Below are 25,161 nucleotides of genomic sequence, written 5' to 3'. Positions count from 1 at the left end.
GATATGCCTCATGGAGTACAAGTTGAAGTTGTTGAGAATTTCTGAAATTAAGAGATTCTTGAAAACTCCAATTGTTGATTCTCTGGAGTTTCTGTATGATCCGCTCCCTTGAGTTGAAAATGTTGAGTTTTTATAAGCTCAGTATGGTTTTCTCAGGAAAATGATCCGTGATTTGTTAATTCAAATACATCAAGAAATACAAACATTGATCGAATAAGACTGTGGTTAACCAATATGGTTCCTGGTAACCCCAACATTGAGAACAAGGAGTGTTCCCATTGTTCAAGTCGGATAATTTCCGACAGCGTGTTGCGAACATGGAGGAGAAACGCAAATGCGCTCCAAATCGAATGACTTTTTTTCTACCATACTAATGCTGATACCTTTGGTCGCAGTTCCGATGTTGGCCATATTTGGCATTCCGGAAATCGCTCCCGTTAAAAAGTCACCTTTCAATGAAAATGAGCAAGCCAACAGCGAAGGGTTTTCGGGCTCTCAATTCGAAGATATTTCATTTGATGCTTCAGCAGATGAAATTGATTTGGGAAGCGAAGGTGATTTTTCTCAACGGTCGGGGCCGAATCAAAACAGGGGAGAAACGAAAAGTCCCTTCGAAAAAATGGCATCGACTCAAAAGGGTTCCTTTAACGAAGAGGAATGGTTGCCACCTGCTGGCGCGCTCGAAGGTTGGGAGTTGGAGACAGTTCCCTCCAAGCTTGAAGTAGATCAGAAAGGGATCGGCCTTTCTTCTGCAAACTCGGGCCGAATGTCCGAACAGAATTTAGAAAACAAATCGATTCAACAGGCGTCTTTCGAAACGGAACAGGCTTCGCTCGAATCGGCTGGGACCTTTAATCAAGAGATTCTACAGGTTGAAAACGAAGCGAATCCATTCGAAAAGGTGCCTCCCTCACGTCCGGCTGCCGTCAAACCAGTTGATGAACAGTTTCGATTACGAGCAGAGAAAATGTTGCGACGAGATCCTGTCACATGGGGTGCCGCCGTTGAAAAGTTGAATGAATTGGGGATCAGAGATTATCGACTTGAGCCAGGGGGGCGCCCTAATGAATTCTTATTTAGTTGTTCTTATTCTCCGCCTCAGAACCCAAGGATTTCCAGACGCTTTGAAGCAGAAGCGCTTGATCCCTTGAAAGCTGTCATTCAGGTTTTACAACAGGTTGATGAGTGGAATCGAAATAAATAGACGCATCTAAAACAATCAGCCCTCTTTTAGTAGCTCACTAATAGAGGGCTGATTGTTTTAGATGCATTACGACTTAATGGCAATTAAGCGTTCTGATTCTTTTTTTTCTGTTTTGACTTCTTCTTATTTTCATTCTTCTTTTTTTGTTCCAACTTCTTTCGCAACTCTTTCGCTTTAGGAGGGGCTTTGCGTTTTTTGATTGTGGACTGTTTCTCAGAAGATTTTTCTGCGTTCTGCATGCTCTCAATTTGGCCACACAGGTCCGCACGAGAAATTTCAACATCTTGCTGCCGGTAAGAAGAAGATGCTGTCCAGGCACGGCAGCTTTGATGGCCTTCTACATGATAACTTTGATCCAGGCTGCGGATCGCATGGCTGAACTCCAGCAGTTCATCATTAATGGCTGTTGAGGCGGTACTTAAGCCAACGGTGGCTCCAAGGACTCCAACGGTGCCTAACATGACTAACTCGGCTGATACGACCAAACCGAGTTCTTCACTCCAAAATTTGTTTAATAGATGCATGATTAAGATCTCTCAGAAAGCGGTGACAATTTTTATTCGAGAGTAAGGTGAGAGTGAGTTCCGCCTGTTCCGATTGTATCAATTATTCGGATTAAACTGATTGTATCGATTATTTTAGAAATGTAAATATAGATAAAATGAGAAAATTGAGATGTTTTTGTTTTGTGTGAGTTTGGAGTTACAAGATGTATTATAGTAATGGTTTATGTCATATTTGTTTCATAAAGTGTCTAATGAGTTAAGATGCTTGAATTACATGCTCCAGTCTCTTCTGAAGACCTGATCAGAGTTAGGAGATCGAGCAATGGCAGCATAGTAACCTGAGAAAACCGGCAAACAGACAATGGCAATGGCAGACCATTCAAAAGAAATTACTGGGAGTGAATCCCTTTATCCTTGCCTGAATTGGGGTTTCTGGACATGATCGTATCGATCAAAGATCCAGTAACCTTAGAATTTAGCAACAGAATCAGGAGAAGGGTTAGCCCAGTATGTCATCACAGCAATCACCTTTAGCCATTGGTATTCGACTTTCAATTATGATGTTCCTTGAGTTCTTCGTCTGGGGGGCTTGGTACGTAACCGTTGGAAACTATATGGATGCCAACGGAATGGGAAACGCAATTTACTGGGCATATACTGTTGGTCCGATTGCCGCGATTATTTCCCCATTCATATTAGGTATGATTGCAGATCGTTTTTTTGCATCAGAAAGGGTGCTTGCAGTACTGATGATTTTAGGCGGGGCTGCACTTTACTATGCCCCTAATGTTGTTGGAGAGAACGGTGCGGGAAGCGGCACTTTCATTCTTCTACTTTTGTTACACATGTTATGCTATATGCCAACTTTGGGGCTAACAAATTCCATCGCGTTTTCTCATTTGAAGAATCAGGAAGTCTGGTTTCCTTTAGTGCGTGTTTTTGGAACATTAGGATGGATTGTAGCGAACATTATTGTCAGTAAAGTCCTGGGAGCAGATAAGACAGCGACTCCATTGCTTGTTGCAGGCGGGGCTGGCGTTATCATGGGAATTTACAGCTTGACATTACCTCACACACCGCCAGCCGCTAAGGGAAAAAAAATCACAGTTCGCGACATTTTAGGGTTAGACTCACTTGCGCTTCTGAAGGATCGTTCGTTTCTAGTATTTATAGTGAGTTCATTATTAATCTGTATCCCGTTGGCTGCATATTATGCCTATGCACCTGTTTTTGTTGCTGATGCGGGGATCGCAAATCCTGCATTTAAAATGTCTTTTGGTCAGATGTCCGAAGTTCTATTCATGGTCCTGATGCCACTGTTTTTCAAATCTCTCGGTGTGAAACGGATGCTGTTATTTGGCATGTTCGCCTGGGTTGTTCGATATGCTTTGTTTGCTGCAGGTGCTTCTGACGGCGTTGCCTGGATGATTATTGCCGGGATTCTGCTACACGGTATTTGTTATGACTTTTTCTTTGTCACAGGGCAAATATATGTTGATCAGAAAGCAGGCCCCGCTATTCGTGCACAAGCACAAGGATTTTTAGTATTGGCGACGCAAGGGGTGGGTATGCTTGTCGGCGCTCTAATCAGTGGTAATTTAATCAATGCAATTGTCACAGGCGAAGGGGCTGCAAAACTAGAGACTTGGAAAGATTTCTGGATCTATCCGACAGTCGCAGCCTTTGTAATTATGGTCATCTTTATGATTCTGTTTAAGGATGATCCGAAGGGAGCCTCGAATGTCAGCGAAGAGGATGTGGCCAAAGCCGCCAGCACTGAAGAAATGGTGTAATTCTCTGTTGTTCTGATGAAGTTTAAAAAGCACCTTGTTCATTATTGAACAAGGTGCTTTTTGTGTTAACTGAGGGAACCGTGATTTCGATTATCGACCGGGTCTTACAACAGGAGCTGCCTGCAGTCGCACTTGTGTCATTGATTCTACAAGAATGAAGTCACCCCGCAAATCCGAGCGGAACCAGCGTTTGCCAGTGACTCCCATCGGACGCCCCTGGACGGCGTCCAGATTGATCTGGGGGGAAATCGGTTGTAAAAATGCGAGGAACTGTCCACTTGGGGTTACCAGGGCATGTGTGGGCATTCCATTTCGACCGTTGTTGACACGTCGTACGATACCTGCCCCTGAAAACCGAGGTTTTTGAACGGGGGGTTTTGGTGAGAGGGGAGTTGTATTTTGTTGTGGAGGTACAGGTGCTGGCGCGCTGGGCTGCGGAAGTGGTGTACCGGGTAAGGTTGGCTCACTCGCTGGCTCAGGAGTGGGAGGAATCAAAGAATCCGAACCTGAAGCAGTATTGGGATCAGGATAACGGCTGGTCTTATTTTGATCGGGAGCCATTGAAACCAGTTCTGCATCACGTTTGCTGGTTTCTTCAGCAAGCTTGAGAAAATCTTCATATTCAGCCTGCACTTTACGATAGCGTTCGACTGCATCCAGTCGTAAATCAATTTTACTGGCGACGGCAGGATGTGTGATTTCTTGTTGTAATGTTTTGTAGTCTTTTTCCAGCGCATCCAGATCCCAGGCAGTTGGTTCTGCCTCAATCATAGCGCGAAACTGAATGTCGATCGTTTTAATCGCTTGTTTGGCAGCGGCAATCTGATCTTCTTCAGGTAGACTGCGTCGTGCCGAGCCATCTGTAGGAGTTTTAATCATCTCCTGTTTAGGAGGAGCTGAGCCATTCTGAGTGACATTTTGACTAAAAGGGTCATTCTTTGTACCTGCGATGGGTGAATCCACAGGGCCAGGAGCACCTTTACTGGGTTGATATTGGTTTGCAGGAACTAACAAGTGACCTTCCATCCATCGCCACTCACCGACCGGTGGTTTGATCTGAAGCATCAACACTCGGCCGAATTCTGTTTGAATGTTTTTGCTACCCAGAATTGTGACTTCATCATTTTTCGAGAGACGAATCTGTTCTACATCGCGCGATTCATTAAAAGCACTTCCCACACGCACAACAACCCCATTTTCAGTGACGCGACCTCGGCGGGGGCCAATTTTTTCAACATATTCAGCTCGAATCCAACTGAAACTCCCCTGAGGGGGGGTGATCATGAACCAGCCACCTGGGTCATGCCGGTGGACGGTAACGCGGCTCCCTCTTTTGAGTTTTAGTGTTGGGTAATAACGGCGACCATTACCACTTCTTACTAATGCTTCATCGGCGTTAATTGTTGCTTCGTAAGGAAATTTACGTTTTTTCGCATACGTTTCGTCAGCGAGGCATAATAATACCCCTGTTATTAATAAAGGTGTAAGGATCCAGCGGTCTAACGGACACATGGAATAAGCCTCCGTGCTGACTTTTAAACAGCCCATTTGAAAAATTTTAATGATGTGGTTGAGAGTGATTGAGTAAATAGAATTGCTTTTGAATCACGTTTGGAAATGGATTCAAGTGTGAGATAGGTAGAGTTTGAGATAATGAAAGAGGAGCGATTGATAACGCAATTTTGATAGTATGGCAAGACCAAAAAATGGATAGATCGTAAAAAACCTCTTTTATCATCAGCAGAATATACCGGAAACTCGCTCAAATCAATTTTTATGCAAGATTATAAATGGTGTTGTACAAAAGGAATGAGAAAGCAGACTTTTTCGTATTGACGTAAAATCCAAACTATGCAAAATTATCGTCCTCCTAGGTATGGTCAGCTCGGTTCTATGACAGAATTCAGCAATACCTATTATGATTAAGACACCATTTCCCTGAGATTGATTTCGAAACTGTTATCCAGAGGCTGGGGCATTTTCGTTATCCAAGTCAAGAAAATATTTTAGTTCGTTTGATTACCACTACGGAGAGTGGTCCATTCTGCAAAGGAGTGCTTCGGTCGTGAAAAAATTAGTAGTATCAGTTTCAGTGATTGCTATTGTCGCTTGTTTAGCCTGTTTCACTGAAACAGCGTCTGCACAAGGCACTACAGGCAATGCAAAAACAGTCGAGCACAAAGTTGGCCTGATTGATATGGCTCATGTGTTCAAGCATTATGAAAAATTTACCGCATTACGTGAAGAATTAAAAACAGAGATTCAGCAAAGTGATGCCAAAGCAAAAGCAATGGCCGAGCAAATTCAAGCTGTGCAAAAAGAAATGCAGGATTTCAAACAAGGAAGCCCTGAATACTTAGCACGCGAGAAGCAATTGGCACAGGCTGCTTCTGACTTTGAAGCGTTTCGCAAGGTTGCTCAACGTGACTTCCTGCGTAAAGAATCTCGTATCTATCACACCATTTATATGGAAGTGACAGACACAGTCAAGAAGTATGCCAAAATCTATAATTATACTTTGATTATGCGGTTTAACCGGGAAAACCTCGACACCGATGATCCTAAGAAACTGATTCAAGGCATGAATCGTCAGGTTGTTTTTCACCGTGCAGATGATGATATTACGCTGTCTGTTTTGGACTACCTCAACCGAAGTTACAAGCCCAAGTCATCAGGTTCAGGGACACCGACTCGTTCAACAAGTCGACCAAAGACAAGTACAAATCGCTAAGCGATTCGTATCTGACCACTCCCATTGGATGTAGCGCAGGAATCAGTCCTGCCTGCATCCTTTTTGCGATTTTTTCTTGGCGACAGGTTCATTTGCGCCATCGAAGGAGTAGGCAATGCAGACTCGGAATCAGAGAACGCTAGCCAGATCAATAGAATGTAGTGGCGTCGGAATTTTTACTAATGCTGATGTAAAAATTCGTTTTTGTCCGGCCCCGGAAAATCATGGTATTCAATTTATTCGAACAGACCTGGTGGATTCAAAGCCAATTCCGGCATTGATCCAAAATGCAGTGTTCAAGCAGAGGCGAACGGCGATTGAATATCAAGGGGCATCGGTCGAGATGATCGAACATGTCATGGCGGCATTGGCGGGATTACGTATTGATAACTGCCGTATTGAAATTAATGCTCCCGAGGCGCCTTGCTTTGATGGATCTTCACAGGAACTCTCAATAGAATTTCTGGAAGCAGGTATAGTCGAACAACCTTTTAAACGAAATTTAATTTGCATTGGGAAACCTGTCTCGGTTGAAGATGATACAGGAAGTTTTATCCAGGCGAAGCCGTTAAATCGTTCAGTGTTGGCCATTGGTTACTATTTGAATTATGGCGAAGATTCGCCCATCCCTCCCCAGTGCCTGACTCTGGAAATCAATCCGGAAACCTGGATGAAACAGTTGGCATTCTCGCGGACTTTTGTGTTGGAAGACGAAGTCAAAACGATGCGAAGTCTGGGGTATGGATTACGCCTTTCAGCGGGAGATTTGCTGGTACTGGGAGAACAGGGTGTCGTTGATAATGAATTAAGAACATTAGATGAATGTGTTCGACACAAAATATTAGATTGTCTGGGTGATTTTGCTTTGATTGGTTGTGACTTGTATGGTTATTTCAGTGCGAATCAGTCGGGACATGCTCTGAATCGTGAGTTGATCAAAAAAATAAAATCGACTCATCAATTAATTTCATCGGAAGCAGCATGGAAGATTGCCTGAAGTTACAAATACTGGTTGAATTTTGGCACTATTTCATTCACATTCAGGCAGCTCATTGACTATAAATTTTTTAGGATGTCAGACATGTCGACAAAAATTTCAAATCTCTCCTACGTCGATCCTAAAGCAGAAATAGGTGAAGATGTTTCGATCGGGCCGTTTTGCCACGTTGGTCCAAATGTGAGAATTGGAAAGGGATCTGTTTTAGACAGCCATGTTTCCATTACAGGCCATACAAGCATTGGTGAGAGAAATCGTTTTTTCCCAACTTCTGTGATTGGTGCAGAACCACAAGATGCAGGATATTCCGGGGCACCAACCAGACTTGAGATCGGAGATGATAATCTTTTTCGGGAAGGTTGCACCGTTCATCGAGGTGCAGAGAAAGAAGACCACTGCACGCGGATTGGAAACAGAAATACGTTTCTCTGTAACTCCCATGTGGCTCATAATTGTCATATTTTTGATAATGTGACTCTGGTGAATGGAGTCCTGATTGGCGGTCATGTACATGTACATGACCGGGCGATTATATCGGGAAATACGGTCGTGCATCAGTTTTGTACGATCGGAACGCTCGCCTTTATTACAGGGGCAGCACGAGCGACGATCGATGTGCCACCATACATGATATGCACCGGTTCGGATGAATTCCGAGTCCGTACAGTCAACATGGTTGGTATGCAGCGCGCGGGTATTTCAGAAAGTTCTGTTGCCGCAGTTCGCAGAGCTCACCGATTGATTTATCGAAAAAACAAAAAGTTAGATGAGGTGCGAGAAATTTTCAGTCAGGAATTAGAAGGAGTGATTCCCTTCGCACTGAATGCATTATTTGAACATCTTGAAAGCATTAAGGGTAGTAAGGCCGGTCGAGGTCGTGAAGAAGCAGCTCGGAACGCCAAATTTACACCAGATGAGAACGATCAGAATTCAACACGGAGAGCAGCATGAGCTTATTAAAAGTCGCCGTAGTCGGAGTAGGAGCATTAGGTCGCCATCACGCCAGAATTTTGGCTGGAATTGAGGGCGTGAGTCTATTTGCTGTCGCAGACACAAACCCGGATCAGGGGCAGGCGATTGCCGAGCAGAATGGTTGTCGATGGGTTTCAGATTATCGCGAATTATTTGAGGAAGCTGAGGCCGTTTCACTGGCAGTTCCCACACAGGCTCATTTGGCTGTGGCAAGTGAGTTTTTATCTCGGGAGATTCCCGTTCTTGTGGAAAAACCAATCGCATGCAATCTGCAGGAAGCTGAAGAACTGGTGCGGATTGCCGAGGCACATGATACACTACTTCAAATTGGCCATGTAGAACGGTTTAATCCAGCAACACAGGCTGCATTTGAACGTTGTTCAAATCCACGTTTTATTCGTAGCGAGCGTGTCAGCCCTTATACGTTTCGGTCAACGGATATTGGTGTGATTCATGATTTACTGATTCACGACATTGATCTGGTGCTTTCTGTGGTAAATTCTCAAGTTCGTAATGTCGAAGCCTTTGGTGTTTCTGTGATGGGCGAAAACGAAGATGCGGTTCAGGCTCGCTTGCGTTTCCAGAATGGTTGCATCGCAGATTTGACTGCGAGCAGAATCTGTCCTTCCGCTAAACGGACAATGCAAATTTGGGGTACCACTGGTTGTGTTAATGTTGATTTTACCAGTCGGGAGGTGACCTCATATCAACCTTCAGAAACGCTTTTGTATGGAACGCCGCCCCTAGAACGCGCGCGAAAAACAGGGGCAAATCTCGAAGCTTTGAAACAGGATGTGTTTGGCACTTTTCTGAAGGTGGATTCCCCAAAAGTTTCATCGGCAGACGCATTAACTGCAGAATTGACTAGTTTTGTGGACGCCATTCGGTCCAACTCAGAACCTTTAGTAGGCGGTGCACAGGCAATCGAGGCGATGCAGGTTGCGGAACAGGTGTTAGAAGCTGTCAACCGCCATGAGTGGGAGGGAAGTCAACAGGGAGCCATAGGTCCGTTTATCCAGTTTTCTGCAGAGGAACGCCGCATGGCTGGTTAAACCAACCATGCGAGATGTTCGCCTTTTTTCCAGACATGAAGAGAGATGCGTTTAATCTAACTCCTTGAGAGCTTCTGCGACTTCAGCAACGTGTCCCTTGACTTTCACTTTGGGCCAAACAGCGGCGATCTTGCCTTCCTTATTAATTAAGAACGTGGAACGCTGGATTCCCATGTATTTTTTGCCGTAATTCATTTTTTCAACCCAGACACCGTACTTCTCAGCAATTTCATGGTTTTCGTCTGCTAAAAGAATAAATGGCAACTCAAACTTTGTCGCAAATTTTTCGTGCGAAGCAACAGAGTCCGGGCTGATTCCCAGAATGACAGTATCATTTCGTTCGAATGTGGAAGACTGATCTCGGAAATCGCAGGACTCGGTAGTACATCCAGGTGTATTGTCTTTGGGGTAAAAGTAAAGCAGTACATTCTTTTCGCCTTTGTACTGGCTTAAACGAACTTTTCCTTCAGGGTAAGCAGGAAGATTAAAAGCAGGGGCTCGCTTGCCAACTTCTGGCACATTGCTTTCAGTAACCATTGGGGGGTCCTTCAAGAAGAGGAGAATAACGAATCAGAAAAATCCGTTATTATTTACAGAATTAAAATGTCCTAAAATAGATGTGAATTTGTGAAATCAAATTCGCATGTGTTAGCATGATAACAAGTAGGTCGAGAATTTTCGACTGAGAGCAGAATCGCATATTTGCGAAAAAGTATGAATTCAGGATCGCCAATATTGTTTATGATATTTGCTAATCGTTTGCAAAGCCGGCTTGGCTTGTCCCTCGCTGTTGATGAGGCCAGAGTGTGGGAATCGTCGTGCATCTTGATCTCTAAATCGGGACCAATACACACCCGTAACCGCAGGCTTAGCCAGGAGCAAAGGCAGGTATAAGTCAATCCATTCTGCTTGTGCTGCTTCTGACCAGTCTGTTTTCCATTGATTTGTCTGTACGGTTGACATGCCAGGATGGGCTTCTTCCTCAGCTGCGTCACTACTGGGAAAAGCGAGGGTAATGTGTAAAGGCAGATTTAGTACGCTCCATTTATCAATCAGCTTGGAAATATCCAGTAAATCATGATGATGAGAGCCATTGGGATGGTAGCCAATACTAAGTTCCAGATCGATTCCAGAAAGACCGACACCCAGCCGATCAATGGCATCCACAAATTGCATCGGTGATAACTGATGTTGCCCTTTCGAGAGATAATCTCCCCAGGGTTGTTCTACTCTGATGAAGCACTGAATCGAATCATCGGTTTTTTTGGCAACTTCAATAGCCCGCGCGGTCAACGTCAGACGGGTTTCTTCGTTTAATCCAAAGACTCCTCCCGTATTCATGGAAGAAACCATTGTCCAGATTCGAATGCTTCCGGAATATCGAGTGATGGCAGTTTCAATGAAATGCGAAATAATGCTCTGGAAATTAACCATGTCCAGCTTCCAGGATTCAAGCCAGTCTGGTAAACCATGCGGGGCAAAATCCAGCAAACATCCTCCGCGAATGAGTAGATGATTTTTTTCGCACCAGTCGACCTGTTGATCACATAATTCCCAGTTCTGATCTCCCTCAATCGGCTCGATGAGTTTCCAGTTAATCAAATCGGTGTTGGCGGCATCAAATGCCTGGCAGATCAGCTGACTTTCTTGTTTGTTGGGGATAAACTCACCTAGATTACAGCCAAGTGAAACAGGGAGTTTCATTGCCTGAGAGCGCTGATGGAGAATGGCCAATCGCTGTCGCGCATAAAGTTGAGTTAGCATTTCAGCTGCAGCGTGCGCTTTCTGTAATGCGACACTTGCCAGTTTTGAACATTCTTCTAAATGATCCTGGGCTACAGCTGCCTGCGCGAAGGCTGAGAATGCTTCATTATGTAAAGTCCAGAGCGCATCGGGGATATTCAAGCCAGCAACTTGCCATGCACTGAGCTGGTCTTTTAATGTAGAGATTTTACCGCGGGCTAATTCCAGCAGCAGTACATATGGTTCTTCCCGCTCTGGTAGTGAAGCGGTTCTAATCACGGGTCGTCCGAAGTTGTTAATCTGCCAGACGATGTTGAGTTTGCAGCTTTGTGATGTTTGACGGCGAAAAGTCAGAAGATTTCCATCTACTTCAACCCGAGTGGGAAACACCCTTCCGTCAACAGCGTTCAGATACGCGCGATGAAGATCAGACCAGTCTTCAGGTACTTGAGAAGGTGCAATTAAAAAACGCAAGTTGCCCATAAAACGGGTCGCAATCATTATCTGATTTTTCAAGGGTGATGTTAACTTCTGGCCACATAGTTCATTATCACGTTTGAGGGGCTACAGGCAAGTGTAGACTCGTATGTATGTACATTGAACTTGAAGGGGAGATTAAGTACTCAGGAAACTGACGATCACTCATTTTATACGGGATTTAAGGGTTATGATTTATCATCAATTGTTTAGCATGCTTGTTCTCGCTACACTTCCTGTGTGTAAATTCATTGGATTTTAATCATGGCGGCTAGGGTTTATGGCATCAACTGCTCTTATTGAAAGTTCACTTTCAGGCATTCCCGTCAAGCGGGGAAAAGTACGTGATGTATACGATTTTGAGGATCGACTCTTATTTGTGGCGACTGATCGAATCAGTGCGTTTGACTGGGTGTTGTGTCCTGGAATTCCAGATAAAGGGAGGGTGTTAACTCAAATCAGTCGTTTCTGGTTTGAACGTTTTGCGGAGATTCCCAATCATTTAATAAGCATGAATCCTGCTGATTTACCGCTCCCAGATAATGCCGATCTGGAGGTTCTCAAGGGACGATGTATGGTAGTGAAAAAAACAGAAGTAGTTCCTTTTGAGTGCGTTGTTCGCGGTTATCTATCTGGTTCCGGATGGAAGGATTATCTCGAGACGGGAGCTGTTTGTGGTCTTGAGCTTCCTCAAGGACTATCACAGAGTGCTCAGCTTCCAGAGCCATTGTTTACACCAGCCACAAAAGCGGAAACAGGCCATGACGAGAATGTTTCATTCGAGACGATGTGCACGGGAGTTGGCCAGGAGTTGGCGGAACAGTTACGAGATCTCAGCATTCAGATTTATCAACAAGGTTCAGAGTACGCACGTGAACAGGGAATTATTCTGGCCGATACAAAGTTTGAATTTGGTTTGTTGAATGGGGAACTCATTTTGATTGATGAAGTTTTAACACCGGACAGTTCACGTTTCTGGCCAGCTGAGCTTTACCAATCCGGAGGACCTCAGCCTTCTCTAGACAAACAGTTTGTACGTGATTGGCTAGAGTCTACTACATGGGATAAAAACAGTCCCCCTCCTGAACTTCCTGAAGAAATCGTCTCGAAAACACGTGACAAATACTTTGACGCATTTCGGCTGCTGACAGGGAATGAATGTACCTGGTAACCAATTGGGTTTCTTGCGCTGTTTCGCAGGAAATTATAGCTATTCACACTTTTTCTGTTTATACTGGGCGATGCAGGTCTGGTTGGAAGGGGCAGCATATTACTATTTTCTTTGCGTGATTTCTTCACATCATTTTCCTGTACGATTCAGAGATCGCTTTAGTAATTCTTTATCTTTCTTCATAGTTTTTCTCTGTGAGTTTTTAGGAGAATGGATCGATGTCTTCATCAGAAACTTCACCTCAAAAAGGAGCGGCCTCCTCAAACAAGATCACTCATTTGGGTGAATTCAGACTAAAACGCAAGCTGGGAGCCGGAGGCATGGGTGATGTCTATCTGGCGGAACAAGAGAGCCTGGATCGAAAAGTAGCGATCAAAACATTGAAGAAAAAAATTGCCAACGATCCAAAATTTGTGGAACGTTTTTATCGTGAAGCCAAAGCGATGGCAAAACTGGATCATCCCAATGTAGTCCGCTGTTATGCCGTGGGGGAAGACCACGGATTCCACTATGTGGCCATTGAGTATATTGACGGCAAAAGTATGCAGGATTGGATGAACGAGCTAAAGCAGCTTTCAGTAGGCGATGCGACGTTCATTATTCTTGCCTGCTTGGATGCGCTGTCACACGCTCATGAATCAAAGCTGATTCACCGTGATATTAAACCAGATAATATTTTGGTAACGAGTAAGGGAGTAGTGAAAGTTGCCGATCTGGGGTTAGCCAAAGCCATAGATGAAGATAACTCGATGACGCAAAGTGGTACGGGATTGGGAACGCCCCTTTACATGCCTCCCGAGCAGGCACGAAATGCCAAACATGTTGATCATCGGACTGACATTTATGCCTTGGGGGGGACTTTTTATAACTTTCTAACAGGCAAATTTCCCTTTGGTGGTGATACGGCGCTGGAACTCATTATGAATAAGGAGTCAGGAAAATTTGAATCCGTGCGCAAGCTCAATCCGGAAGTTCCCGAAAAACTTGACTTACTGATCGAAAAGATGATGGCTAAGAATCCAGATCATCGGTTTAAGAGTTGTTCCGAGATTATGGCTTTATTGGAAGAGATGCAACTCGAATCTCCAGCGCTTAGTTTCATCAATTCTGCAGAGACAGCCAATGTCTCGCGTGTTCGTCGCAAAGGCAAAAGCGCGACATCATCTTCTGCACCATCTAAACGTAGCAGCGGACATGAAATTTCCTCAGCCAAAGATGCCGAGCGATCTACGAAGAAAAAGAACGATGTAGTTGAGAAGCGGGTTTGGTTCATTCAGCACGAAAATGCTGCTGGAAAGACCATGGTCAGTAAAATGACCGTAGCACAGATTAAACAGGGAGTGAAAGCAGGAGTCATCAACACAGGAGCCAAGGTTAAACGCACGGCAGAAGGAAAGTTCATTTCACTGGCACAGTGTCCCGAGTTTGATTCTGTGATGCAGGTACGCACGATCAAAGATAAAGCAGACGCGCGTGCGATGAATATGGAAGATAAAATTAAAGAAATCAGCCGTGATTATGATCGCAGAAATCGACGGCGATTTTTCAAGAATCTGGCTGAAGGCACCTGGGGATGGATCACTCTGATCATTTATCTGGGAGTCATAGCCGGAATTTGTTACCTCGGATATCTGTTTATTCCGGAATTATGGCGTTGGATCGCCGTAAAATTGAATTTATCCTGAAAATTTATCAATTTTTAGATTCCATAGACGTAAATAGTTTATGGTATTATATATTTCTCACATTCCGTCAGTCTGTTTGACGATGAATTCAGTATGACTGAACGAATATTTTCCAAATCTGTTTCCCGCTATCACTGCGCGAATCTTTGTTTCAAAAGAGCAAGCGTCATTCTTCTGGCATACTTGTTCTTACTCGGGCAAGGTCTATCTCTCGCTGGAAACGTTTGGGCAGGGGAAGTGGAACTGAAAAACGGAACCATCATTCGTGGCGAGCTGGCGCCTATTCTAGGTCTGACTGATGCTTTGGCTGCGAAAATTCAAGGCAAAGGACCTGAAGACCCGGATCCTGCGGCTCCGATTCTGATGGTTGATAATGGCATGATTCGCTACTTTGTGCCGCGCAGGTCAGTCGTACGCTTAAACAATGATCAGGATCTTTCCTTACTGGAGACGTTTGAGCTAAGTCAACAAACCAGTGGTCGCCAGCATATGTTGAAAGAAGTGGGATCATATATTGATGTCACTGATTTTGATGAATATGGACGTCGTACCGTCACTCTCAAAACAAGCAAAGGGCAACTGCCTTTGTTACAGGGAGTCACGGAGATCACTCCTCATCATCTCAAAGTGATCGGTTTGAAGCATCAATGGGAGTTAGGGCTTAGAACGACTTCTGTAAAAGACGAAATTCTCAAAGCAATGCTCAATCGTACGATTGATCCTCTTAACCCAAACGAGCGCATCGCTGTTGCCCGGTTTTACATTCAGGCAGGATTATATCTTCAAGCAGCGGAAGCATTTGATGGCATCGAGAGAGACTTTCCTGAGTACAAAGAGAAAATCACGACATTTGTGAAAGATTTGCGTACGTTGCATAGTCAACAGCTTCTGGATGAACTCAAGCAGCGTCGTAAAGCAGGCCAGCACCAATTGGCACAACTGGCGATTACAAAGTTTCCCACGAATAATGTCAGCCAATCGATTCTTAGGCAAATTAGAGAAGTAGAAGAAAATTATCGTGAACGTCATGAGCAAATCGAAAAAGCCAAATTTCGATTGGGAGAGCTGGAAGCAGAAGTCAAAGATCCAACCACTAAAAATTTGTTGCAAGCTTATCGTCGGGAAGTGATCACTCAGCTCAATTTCGAATCTGTAGAGAGGCTCTCTGCTTTCCTGAATCTGGAGGGCGACGATTCTCTCTCTGCCCGGGAAAAATTAGCGATCGCTTATTCGGGGTGGATAGTTGGTGCAGCGAATGTGGTCACTGATCTGGATACCGCTTTAAATTTTTGGACTGCCCGTGCACAGGTTCTCGACTACTTGCGTAGCGAAGAAGAAAAGCAGCAAGAAGCAATATTGGAGGCGCTCAATAAACTGGAAGGCATTTCGACTGCAGTTGTGAAACAAATGATTCCGCTTCTTCCCTCGGTATTAGAAGCTCCTGTCAGAGACAATGCTCAAGCGTTTTCGATTCAAGTAACGGATCCAAATGCAGAGGTTCCCGTTTCGTATTCAGTTTTATTACCAATCGAATATAACCCTCATCATTCCTACCCGATGATTGTCGCGCTGCGTCCGTCCCATCGGACAACCAAATCAGAGTTGAGTTGGTGGGGAAGGTTTAAAAACGGTCCCGGCCAATCACAACGCCGGGGTTATATCGTGATTTCTCCTGAATATCTGCAGAAAGGCCAGCAGGATTACCACGACAATGTGACTGCGCATTACGCGGTGATTCAGTCGATACGCGATGCCCGCAAACGTTTCAGTGTCGATTCTGACCGCATTTTTCTTGCAGGACATGGCACTGGTGCAGATGCTGCCTTTGATATCGGTATGTCTCATCCCAGTCTGTTTGCAGGTGTGATTCCGATCGCAGGCAAAACCAGTGCATTCAATTTGCATTATTGGAAAAACGCAAAGCATTTACCGTGGTATATTGTGGGCGGGGAACTTGATCGTGATACACTCGCACACAATTCTCTCGTGGTGAATCGCATGATGCGATACGGTTATGATGTCATCTATGCTGAGTATAAAGGGCGCGGTTACGAGAATTATTATGAAGAAATTCATAATCTGTTTAACTGGATGGATCTGCAACAGCGATTTAAATATCCGAAAGAGATCGAAAAAAAAATTCTGCGTCCAATCGATAACCGGTTTTATTGGGTACGCACCGAGAAATTTCCTCCACAAATCATGCGACCCAAAATTGTAAACGGGAATAAACGTATTCAGGCCAGACCAGTTCCTTTGAATGTCAGCATCAAGGTAGGCAATGTGATTTATGTTCGGTCTGGAGGAAAAATCACCACGTTATGGCTTTCTCCAGAGCTTGTGGATTATGATGAACGCCTTGAAGTTCGTATTGGTGGAATGCGAAAGTTTAACGATTTCCTTCGCCCTGATATGGAGGCGATGTTAGACGATTTTCAAAATCGAGGTGACCGGCAAAAGCTGTTTGACGTTCGGCTCGATTTCTTTTAATACGAATCATCAGAATGTTGGCTTGCAGCAACCGATTAATCAGTTCTTTCAATTACCAACAAAAGACATGATGCGGGCAGCATGTCCTTTACTAGATGATTTCTCACTCAGCCTGATCTTCGCCCGATGCTTACCCGGCTTTAACTGGCTGTCAAATACAACAGAGCGCGGGTAATGCAGGCCTTTACTATAATGGTGATAAAGATCAAAAGGCTGAAAGGGTCTATCATCAATACTCACTTCCAGTATCCCTGCATCGGGTCCGGCAACAACATAAACGCCCAGTGCTGTCCCTTCAAAAGAGAGTTCTATTTCCGCTCCTGGCTTAGTAGCTGTTAACATCGGAATACTTGTGAACCGACTGCGTTTACTTCCAGGAATAGAATCCCATTTGGGAACTTCAATGGTCCATCCCGATTGTGGCTTCGCATTCTTAATATCAATCAAACGACCATTTAGGAAACTGAATTGATCAAGTGGTGCTTTGGGGGAAGTGTGTTTGGCACGTTGTCCCTTTTCCTGCCAAGCTTGAGTGAGTAACTTTTCAATCATCGTAGCACAGATTGCATTTCCAAATGGTGCGGGATGAGTCCCTCCAAACTGTTTCCAGGTTAGTTGATTGTCATCAATGAGCCGGGCAACTTCACTCGCCAAATCGATGGTCGCAATGCGATAGTGTTCGGCAACACGTTCGTGGCTGGAACTGGAGAGTGGCTTTTTTTTCTGCTGAATCGTTTTCAGCATGGATGGATTGACGAAGTGTACCATTACAATATCAGTATACGGATTGTGGCGGCGAATCTGTGCGATCACACCTTCCATACCACGTACGGCGGCTGTTGCTGTATGACCTGCGTCCTGATCATCATTCACAGCGAATTCCACAAAAAACAGATCAACGGGACCTTCACTCAAAACATCACGCTTAGTGCGGAAAGCGCCTGTGTTCGAACAGGTCGATGAGATACCTGCGTTCGTAAACTGAAATTTTGTTTCTGGAAACGTTTTCTCCAGGAATTGGCAAACCATCGGGCGGTAGCCGTTCATTTCAGTGATAGAACCACCTAGAAAAGCGACGTGGCCCGTTTTTTTCGCTTCAAATTTCTGTTTACTATTCTGATAACTCCCTCGCAGGTGGATGTGCTGCGCAGAGACGTCAGGAAGATTCTTCGGTTTTTTTGCATAGAGATTCATCTTGAAGGAAAACACGATGGTCAGAGTGAAACAGGAAATCAGGATGGTCCTGAAAATATTGGTTTTCATGCTGCTTACTAACTCGATCAAAAGAAGTAAAAATGGAATTTCTAACTGACTTTGGAAGTTTTTATACTCTCCAGCATGCAGAATCTGAAGGGCAAGGTCAAGAGTTCTCCCGTTCAACAATTGATTTAAGGTCCCCTGATCCGATACGATAGAAGCTGAACCGAAGTTAATTGTTATACTTCACACAGATAGTAGCCCTCAGCGTTGGCAGGAGTATTCATGAAACCGTTTTCTTTTCTCTTGATCTGTTTTTCTTCAATCATGTTGGGATCAACATTCATAGCAGAGACGCAAGCGGGTGAGAAACCCCATGTGGTTTTTGTGACCGGTGATGATGAATATCGGTCAGAAGAATCGATGCCCATGTTAGCAAAAATATTGAAGCGAGATTATGGCTTTGATGTCACGATATGTTATTCACTTGATCAAGATGGAAATATTGCGCCGGGAAATCAAAAATCGATCAGTGGACTGGAAGCGCTTAAAGATGCTGATTTGATGGTTTTGTATACGCGATTTCGTGATCTACCTCCTGAGCAGTTTCAACATTTTTTGAACTATGTGAAATCTGGAAAACCTATCGTCGGCTTTCGTACGGCAACGCATGCGTTTCTGTTCCGGGATCCAAAGAGTCCTTATAAAGATTGGAATAATAAAAAAATTGCTGATCTGGTTGGACAAAGATGGATTACTCATCATGGTCACTTCGGTGATGGCCACGAACATCTGACCAAAGTGACAATAGATGAAGAGGTAAAAGATCATCCCGTCTTACGAGGTGTGAAACCGTATAAAGCCTATTCATGGCTCTATCACGTTCACGGCGGTAGTGATGGTCACAAATTGGCCGGCGATAGCCAACCGCTTTTGACGGGCCACTCGCTAAAATCAAATCATCAGAAGAAAGGAAATACTAAAAAATTCCCGATGAGTAACCCCGTGGCGTGGACGAAGACCTATGAAGGGAAAGATGGAACCAAAGGACGAGTATTCTTTACAACCACAGCACATCCTTTCGATTTTAAGGATCCAAACGTACGAAAGCTGTCGCTCAATGGAATTTTGTGGGCGCTGGGAATGGAAGACAAAATTCCTCAGCAAGGTGCGAATACAGAAGTTGTAGGGAAATATGATCCGAATAATTCCGGTACCGGTCCTAAAAAGTATAAAACAGGTCAAAAGCCGGAAAAGATTTAATCAGAAAAAACAATCGAAAATAATCTTTGGAGCACGTGTCTAGACAGTGCTCCTTTTTTGTTCCTGCATCAATAGTTTTTCCAGAAGGAAGGGACCAGTAATACCAGAATCGCGAAGAGTTCGAGTCTGCCCAGTAACATGAGAACTGTTAAAAGGGATTTTCCCGCCAGTGTAAAGTCGGCATAATTTTCCGTGGGTCCCAATTCTCCGACTCCCGGGCCAATATTATTTAATGTCGCGACAACCGCGCTAGTGCAATCGATCAATTTCTCAGGTTTATTCATTTGCCATTCTGTATTAGGCTCGATCGCAGTTAGCAGCAGGGAACTGAATATAAAAATGGCTAATACCAGACTGAAATAAACAGTAACATCGTGTCGAATTCCTTGTTCTATGTTGGTTGTCCCAATGCGCACTGGGCGAATGACATTCGGTCGGAATGATTTTTCAATTTCGAGCCAAATGATTTTGGCAAACAGCACAAACCGAATGACTTTAATACCTCCTGCTGTAGAACCGGCACTTCCGCCGACAAACATCAGCAATAACAGTAACATTTTAGAAGACTCATTCCAGGTGTCGTAGTTTCCAGTTCCATAACCGGTTGTAGTCATGATGGAAACCGCTTGAAAGCCGGCGTAACGAATGGCGTCAGGCAGATTACTATAAATCTGATTTTTCATTAAGTTGTAAGTCAGGAAGAGGGTTGCGGCTCCTAAAATGATCAGATAAGTGCGAAACTCGATATCATTTCGAAGCGGCGCGATAAAGTGTTTCCAAGATTTATCCTGTGAGCGAATATTTTTCATAGAAAGAAAATAAAGTGAAAAGTTCGTCCCAGCAGCAATCATAAATAGCGCGATCGTAAATTCAATAAGCGGGCTCTTGAAATAGCCAATGCTGGCGTTGTGTGTGCTAAAGCCACCAGTAGCCATGGAACCGAAACTGTGACAAAATGCGTCAAAGACGCTCATCCCTTCCAACCACAAAATCAATGCCAGGATAAGAGTAAAAGCCACATAGATTGTCCACATGACGATGGCCGATTCGCGCACGCGTGGTCGGACAGCTTCACTTGTGGGGCCGGGAACCTCGCGTCGCATGAGAGCTTTTCCACCAGCCCCCAGATGACTTAGAATTGCAACGAACAAGACAATGATTCCCATGCCTCCCAGGCAGTGGGTGAAGCTTCGCCAAAACAGCACCGAACGGGGAACCAGGGCCGGGTCTTCCAATTCTCTCAACACGGAAGCCCCCGTTGTCGTGAATCCAGAGATAGACTCAAATAACGCATCTGGGATGGTCATCGGTAGATCAGCATCCACCATCGTTCCTGAAAACAGGAAAGGCAGGCAACCAAGAACTCCGGCATAAATCCAGCTCAGACCGACAACGGCTAACGCTTCTTTTCGCAAAATTGTGCCATGCTCGTTGCGGCCGAGAGTGTAGAGGATTACACCTGATGCCAGGCTACAGCCAATCGCACCGCAAATTCCCCAAAAACCGGCTGATTCAAATTCACTGGTTTCACCAAAAGCAGGAAATGCCCAGGGGAGACTGAATACCATAGAGACACCAACAAGCATCCCCACAAGGCCTAATAAACGACAAAGAAGCAACCAATTCATTATATTTCAACTTATTGATTCTGTACTAATTTAACGACTGGAATCTTCCAGAGCATTCGAGTTAAATAGAAGTAGCTATAAATAATTGAGAGATTATAGCACGTCTGCTGTTTTGTAACGATACTACTCATTCCGTTTTAGGAATTTCAATAATGCCCGCTTTTTTTAGATTTCGAACCGTTTCTCATTTCTGTTTTATGGTCTTGCTACTTTCATGGACATTTTCGTTATATGCAGAAGAGTTAGAGCAGTTGACCTACAACAATCCACAGCTTGAAGTAGATTTAGGAGTCGGCCTGTGGGCCTGGCCTCTTCCCATGGACTATGATGGTGATGGCGACATGGATCTTTTGGTTTCCTGTCCGGATAAACCATCTAATGGAACTTACTTTTTCGAAAATCGATCAGATAAAGCAGAAAAACTGCCTGTGTTCGAACCCGGTGTGCGGTTGGGGAAAGGGTATCATAATACTTGTCTTTCTTATGTAGACGGAAAACCTAGAGTCCTGGTTTCAGGGCGTGAAGCCATCGATTTTAAAAAGAAGGGTTTCGATAAGCTGACCGCATTACCCGTCGATAGAAACGTTCATGGAAGTAAAGTTCGGGGCAACCAATGGTTCTACGTTGATTATGATGGAGACAAAGACCACGATCTTATTGTAGGAGTAGGAGACTGGAGTGACTATGGATGGGATGATGCCTATAACGAACTAGGCCAATGGACTAATGGCCCGCTCCGTGGCTTTGTATATGTATTGAAAAATTCGGGTAGTGATAAAAAACCGAAGTATGAGAAACCAGCAAAAATCAAAATTGGAGATCGTCCCCTCGAAGTATTTGGTTGGCCCTCTCCTAATTTTGCTGACTTCGATCATGATGGGGATCTCGATTTGATCTGTGGCGAATTTCTTGATCAGTTGACCTATTTCGAGAACACAGGAACACGATCAGAACCCCGCTATGTGGCTGGTCGCCGTTTAACCAGCAATGGTCAGCCGCTACAGATGGATCTTCAGATGATTGTCCCTTCTGCCATTGACTGGGACAAAGATGGAGACACGGATCTGGTGATTGGTGATGAAGATGGACGTGTTGCTTTTATGGAGAATACTGGAGAACTGCTGGGAGGGCTTCCTCAATTTCTACCTCCACGCTATTTCCGACAAAAAGCAGCTGGTGTTAAGTTTGGTGCACTGGCAACACCTTATGCTTTTGACTGGGACGGAGACGGAGATGAAGATCTGATTTGTGGTAACACCGCCGGTTACATTGGGTTCATTGAGAATCTGGATGGCAATACTAGTTCTCCCAAACTTTCTGAACCGAGTTATTTACAGGCCGGAGGACGACCGATTCGTATTCAGGCAGGGCCCAATGGTTCGATTCAAGGTCCCTGCGAAGCGAAATGGGGATACACTACTCAAACGGTTGCGGACTGGAATCAAGATGGCCTACCTGATTTATTGGTCAATTCGATTTGGGGGGAAATTCTCTGGTATCAGAACATTGGTACTCGAAAAGAACCAAAGTTGGCCTCAGCACAAACTGTGAATGTGGAATGGGAAGGTGCCACTCCTAAACCAGCATGGAACTGGTGGAACCCGCGTGGCAAGCAATTGGTGACACAGTGGAGAACGACGCCTGTCGCAATTGACTATGACCAAGATGGATTAACCGACTTAGTGATGCTGGATCATGAAGGATATATTGCGTTTTTTAAACGTGTTCATGATGGGGGAAAATTAAAACTATTGCCGGGCCAAAGAATTTTCGTCGATGAGTCTCTTAAACCAATTCAATTAAATTCGAAACGAGCAGGTGGTAGTGGTCGTTATAAACTCCATGTCGTCGACTGGGACGGAGATGGTCGGCTGGATTTGCTCGTGAATAGTATGAATGCTGATTTTTATCGCAATGAGAAAACCGTTGATGGCAAGGTTATCTTAAAAAACCATGGGCCTCTCAGCACACGAAAACTGGCCGGTCATACCAGTAGTCCCTGCACTGTTGATTGGGATCGAGATGGTGTCCGTGATTTGATTGTCGGAGCTGAAGACGGTTATTTGTATTGGATGAGAAATCCAAATTCGAAGAAAAAGTGAACTAAGTTACTTTATCCTATGATCGTATTTCGCTTGGTAAAAATATGCTGATACAAAATCGAATGGCATTTAAGGAGTGGGGGGGCATCTGTGCTGCATTAGGGCAAGGCATTCAGTCCGTCATTGTTCGAAAAGGGGGAATTCATGAAGGGCGACAGGGGTTCCAGGTAGCTCATCGGGAATTCTGGCTTTTTCCAACGCGCTTTCATCAAGGATCGGAATTATTGCAACCGGCGTATTGTGATTTACTCAAAGCACCCATTGCCATTGAACCTGCCTCAGGAAAAATTATGTTGGCATTGTATGCTGTTGTAGAAAAAGTTCTGGAGCTCAAAGCAGCCTCAACACTTCACCAGTTGGATTCCCTTCAAGTCTTGAATCAAGAGACAATCCTCAACCGATTTGAATATAAAACTCCCGGGTTATTTGTTTTACTAATTCGAGCATACCAACTACCGCAACCATTTCAACTGGAAAACGAAACACAATATGGCGGCTGCCGAACCTGGGTTGAGTTGACACAAGAATTTCCTACCAGCAATCTGACACCTGTACTCACAGACGAGCAGTTTCAGCAACAGTTATTGACATTTGAGGCGATTGTGGAGTGATTCAATTAACAGAATAGAAACGAAAACAGCCCGATTCATTTTGAATCGAGCTATTTTGGTGGTTACTCTACTTAAGCTTTGAAGATTTTTTCCCGACCTTGTTTTACATCCTTCGTTGCGTTACGCGTATCAAGGACCATGTTCGAGTGTTCGACGATAAAGTTGTAGTCGTAGGCACTATGATCTGTTGCGATCAGCACGCAATCCTGATGTCCCAAATATTCTTTGGTCAATTCCTGACTCTCCATCGCGGGTACATTATGATGCCGCATTTTGGGGAGCTTCGGGATATGCGGGTCATTATATGTGAAGTCCACACCCCGTTCGAGAAGTAAGTCCATCAGATGAAAAGAAGGGCTTTCACGCGGATCGTCTACATCTTTCTTATAGGCGACACCCAACATACAGATTTTACTTCCCTTGAGTGGTTTCGCTTGCTGGTTGAGAAACTCTGCCAGCCGATCAATGACGTACCGTGGCATTCTTGTATTGACTTCACCTGCCAATTCGATGAAGCGTGTGGTAAGACCTTCTTTGCGGGCTAGCCAGCTCAGATAGAAGGGGTCAATCGGGATACAATGACCACCCAATCCAGGACCAGGGTAAAAGGCTTGAAATCCGAACGGTTTGGTTTTTGCTGCGTCAATCACTTCCCAAACATCAATCCCCATGCGGTCGAACAATGTTTTGAGTTCATTGACCATGGCGATATTCACTGCCCGGTAAGTATTCTCCAGAATTTTACAAGCTTCAGCGACTTCTGGTGAAGTAACAGAAATCACATTTACAACTGCATGTTCATATAGGGCGACTGCGATTCGCAGGCTATTTTCATCCATACCACCAACAACTTTAGGAATCCCCGCAGCTGAAAAATCCGGGTTGCCGGGATCTTCTCGCTCCGGACTATAGGCAAGATAATAATCTTCTCCGACGGTCAATGATTTTGAATTCAGAATCGGGAGCATCACATCTCGGGTGGTGGTGGGGTAAGTTGTACTTTCCAGCACGACTAGTTGACCGGGGCGTAACGTCTCAGCAATCGCTTCTGTTGTCTTCTCTACATAAGTCAGATCGGGGTCGCGGCTGGAAGTAAGAGGAGTGGGTACACAGATCAGGAGCGCGTCCGCTTCTTTCATTCGCGATAAATCAGTAGTGGCTTCAAACTGCTTTTTCTCTAACCAACTGGTTACTGTGTTTGAAGGAATGTGCTGAATGTAACTTTGACCGGCTTGCAGTTGATCGACTTTCTTCTGATCAACGTCAAAACCCATCGTTTTAAAACCGGTATTCACAAAAGCATCGATTAGAGGAAGCCCAACGTATCCCAAACCAATGATACCGATGATTGCCGTCTTATCTTTGATTGCCTGCTCAAGATGATTTGTCATCGAAATGCCATCCTTGTGTAAGTCTTAAATGCAGATAAATAGTTCTGCTAAACTGGCCGGATCATATCAGTCGAAGTTATTTCCTGCAAGCATTTTAGCGTTCAGCCTGGAACCAGCAGTTTTCGAATGGGAGAGACCGATGATTTGC

19 protein-coding genes are annotated in these 25,161 nt (G+C 44.5%); 12 read left to right on the top strand and 7 right to left on the bottom strand.

What is annotated here, in order from left to right; all coding sequences use genetic code 11:
- Positions 1-334 precede the first annotated feature (334 nt).
- Positions 335-1,204: a hypothetical protein gene (locus V144x_RS24935; RefSeq protein WP_144989357.1), complete on the top strand. Its 870-nt coding sequence runs from the start codon at positions 335-337 to the stop codon at positions 1,202-1,204.
- 83 nt (positions 1,205-1,287) lie between these two features.
- Here the strand turns inward: V144x_RS24935 and V144x_RS24930 are convergent, their stop codons facing one another.
- Positions 1,288-1,728 (bottom strand): hypothetical protein, encoded by a 441-nt coding sequence (locus tag V144x_RS24930; RefSeq protein ID WP_144989355.1) that lies wholly within the window; start codon positions 1,726-1,728, stop codon positions 1,288-1,290.
- A gap of 491 nt (positions 1,729-2,219) precedes the next feature.
- On the opposite strand from V144x_RS24930, the gene V144x_RS24925 reads away from it, so the two are divergent.
- Positions 2,220-3,503 carry a nucleoside permease gene (locus V144x_RS24925; RefSeq protein ID WP_144989353.1) on the top strand — a complete coding sequence of 428 codons (1,284 nt, stop codon included), beginning with the start codon at positions 2,220-2,222 and terminating at the stop codon, positions 3,501-3,503.
- A gap of 90 nt (positions 3,504-3,593) precedes the next feature.
- Here the strand turns inward: V144x_RS24925 and V144x_RS24920 are convergent, their stop codons facing one another.
- A complete protein-coding gene (locus V144x_RS24920; RefSeq protein ID WP_144989351.1) occupies positions 3,594-5,015 on the bottom strand; it encodes a hypothetical protein in 1,422 nt (473 codons plus the stop codon).
- Between the two features lie 553 nt (positions 5,016-5,568).
- Here V144x_RS24920 and V144x_RS24915 point away from each other — a divergent pair.
- From V144x_RS24915 to V144x_RS24900, 4 genes are all read left to right on the top strand, one after another.
- Positions 5,569-6,234, top strand: a complete 666-nt coding sequence (locus tag V144x_RS24915; RefSeq protein ID WP_144989349.1) for an OmpH family outer membrane protein — start codon at positions 5,569-5,571, stop codon at positions 6,232-6,234.
- 115 nt (positions 6,235-6,349) lie between these two features.
- The gene (lpxC, locus tag V144x_RS24910) at positions 6,350-7,231 is read left to right on the top strand and encodes a UDP-3-O-acyl-N-acetylglucosamine deacetylase (protein ID WP_144989347.1); all 882 of its coding nucleotides are present in this window, start codon (positions 6,350-6,352) and stop codon (positions 7,229-7,231) included.
- An 84-nt stretch (positions 7,232-7,315) separates the two neighbouring features.
- Positions 7,316-8,182, top strand: coding sequence for an acyl-ACP--UDP-N-acetylglucosamine O-acyltransferase (gene lpxA, locus V144x_RS24905; RefSeq protein WP_232102637.1), 867 nt, complete (start codon positions 7,316-7,318; stop codon positions 8,180-8,182).
- On the top strand, positions 8,179-9,255 hold the full coding sequence (locus tag V144x_RS24900) for a Gfo/Idh/MocA family protein (RefSeq protein WP_144989343.1): 1,077 nt from the start codon (positions 8,179-8,181) through the stop codon (positions 9,253-9,255). Before lpxA ends, V144x_RS24900 begins: the two co-directional genes overlap by 4 nt.
- Before the next feature lie 51 nt (positions 9,256-9,306).
- Here V144x_RS24900 and bcp read toward each other — a convergent pair whose 3' ends face one another.
- Positions 9,307-9,792: a thioredoxin-dependent thiol peroxidase gene (gene bcp, locus V144x_RS24895; RefSeq protein ID WP_197998626.1), complete on the bottom strand. Its 486-nt coding sequence runs from the start codon at positions 9,790-9,792 to the stop codon at positions 9,307-9,309.
- A 183-nt stretch (positions 9,793-9,975) separates the two neighbouring features.
- Positions 9,976-11,499, bottom strand: a complete 1,524-nt coding sequence (locus V144x_RS24890) for an endo-1,4-beta-xylanase (RefSeq protein WP_144989341.1) — start codon at positions 11,497-11,499, stop codon at positions 9,976-9,978.
- Between the two features lie 256 nt (positions 11,500-11,755).
- Here V144x_RS24890 and V144x_RS24885 point away from each other — a divergent pair, with 256 nt between their 5' ends.
- The 3 genes from V144x_RS24885 to V144x_RS24875 all read left to right on the top strand — a co-directional run bounded on the left by V144x_RS24885 (position 11,756) and on the right by V144x_RS24875 (position 16,821).
- Positions 11,756-12,646, top strand: coding sequence for a phosphoribosylaminoimidazolesuccinocarboxamide synthase (locus V144x_RS24885; protein ID WP_144989339.1), 891 nt, complete (start codon positions 11,756-11,758; stop codon positions 12,644-12,646).
- 218 nt (positions 12,647-12,864) lie between these two features.
- Positions 12,865-14,331 carry a serine/threonine protein kinase gene (locus V144x_RS24880; RefSeq protein WP_144989337.1) on the top strand — a complete coding sequence of 489 codons (1,467 nt, stop codon included), beginning with the start codon at positions 12,865-12,867 and terminating at the stop codon, positions 14,329-14,331.
- A 93-nt stretch (positions 14,332-14,424) separates the two neighbouring features.
- A complete protein-coding gene (locus tag V144x_RS24875; protein WP_144989335.1) occupies positions 14,425-16,821 on the top strand; it encodes a hypothetical protein in 2,397 nt (798 codons plus the stop codon).
- Between the two features lie 48 nt (positions 16,822-16,869).
- Here V144x_RS24875 and V144x_RS24870 read toward each other — a convergent pair whose 3' ends face one another.
- Positions 16,870-18,084, bottom strand: a complete 1,215-nt coding sequence (locus V144x_RS24870) for an SGNH/GDSL hydrolase family protein (protein ID WP_144989333.1) — start codon at positions 18,082-18,084, stop codon at positions 16,870-16,872.
- 219 nt (positions 18,085-18,303) lie between these two features.
- Here V144x_RS24870 and V144x_RS24865 point away from each other — a divergent pair, with 219 nt between their 5' ends.
- Positions 18,304-19,281, top strand: a complete 978-nt coding sequence (locus V144x_RS24865) for a ThuA domain-containing protein (protein WP_144989331.1) — start codon at positions 18,304-18,306, stop codon at positions 19,279-19,281.
- A 68-nt stretch (positions 19,282-19,349) separates the two neighbouring features.
- Here V144x_RS24865 and V144x_RS24860 read toward each other — a convergent pair whose 3' ends face one another.
- Complete coding sequence (locus tag V144x_RS24860; protein WP_144989329.1) at positions 19,350-20,909, bottom strand: TrkH family potassium uptake protein; 1,560 nt, start codon at positions 20,907-20,909, stop codon at positions 19,350-19,352.
- A gap of 152 nt (positions 20,910-21,061) precedes the next feature.
- On the opposite strand from V144x_RS24860, the gene V144x_RS24855 reads away from it, so the two are divergent.
- Both V144x_RS24855 and V144x_RS24850 read left to right on the top strand, forming a co-directional pair.
- The gene (locus tag V144x_RS24855; protein ID WP_232102636.1) at positions 21,062-23,011 is read left to right on the top strand and encodes an FG-GAP repeat domain-containing protein; all 1,950 of its coding nucleotides are present in this window, start codon (positions 21,062-21,064) and stop codon (positions 23,009-23,011) included.
- 44 nt (positions 23,012-23,055) lie between these two features.
- Entirely contained in the window at positions 23,056-23,622 is a 567-nt protein-coding gene (locus V144x_RS24850) for a DUF1802 family protein (protein WP_144989327.1), read from the top strand.
- Between the two features lie 71 nt (positions 23,623-23,693).
- Here V144x_RS24850 and V144x_RS24845 read toward each other — a convergent pair whose 3' ends face one another.
- Positions 23,694-25,013, bottom strand: coding sequence for a nucleotide sugar dehydrogenase (locus V144x_RS24845; RefSeq protein ID WP_144989325.1), 1,320 nt, complete (start codon positions 25,011-25,013; stop codon positions 23,694-23,696).
- Positions 25,014-25,161: the final 148 nt, after the last annotated feature.

It is taken from the genome of Gimesia aquarii (assembly GCF_007748195.1).
In the GTDB taxonomy this organism is placed as follows: Bacteria; Planctomycetota; Planctomycetia; order Planctomycetales; family Planctomycetaceae; genus Gimesia; species Gimesia aquarii.
Note: the sequence above shows the minus strand (reverse complement) of the source record. Positions and strands in the feature narration are given on the sequence as shown.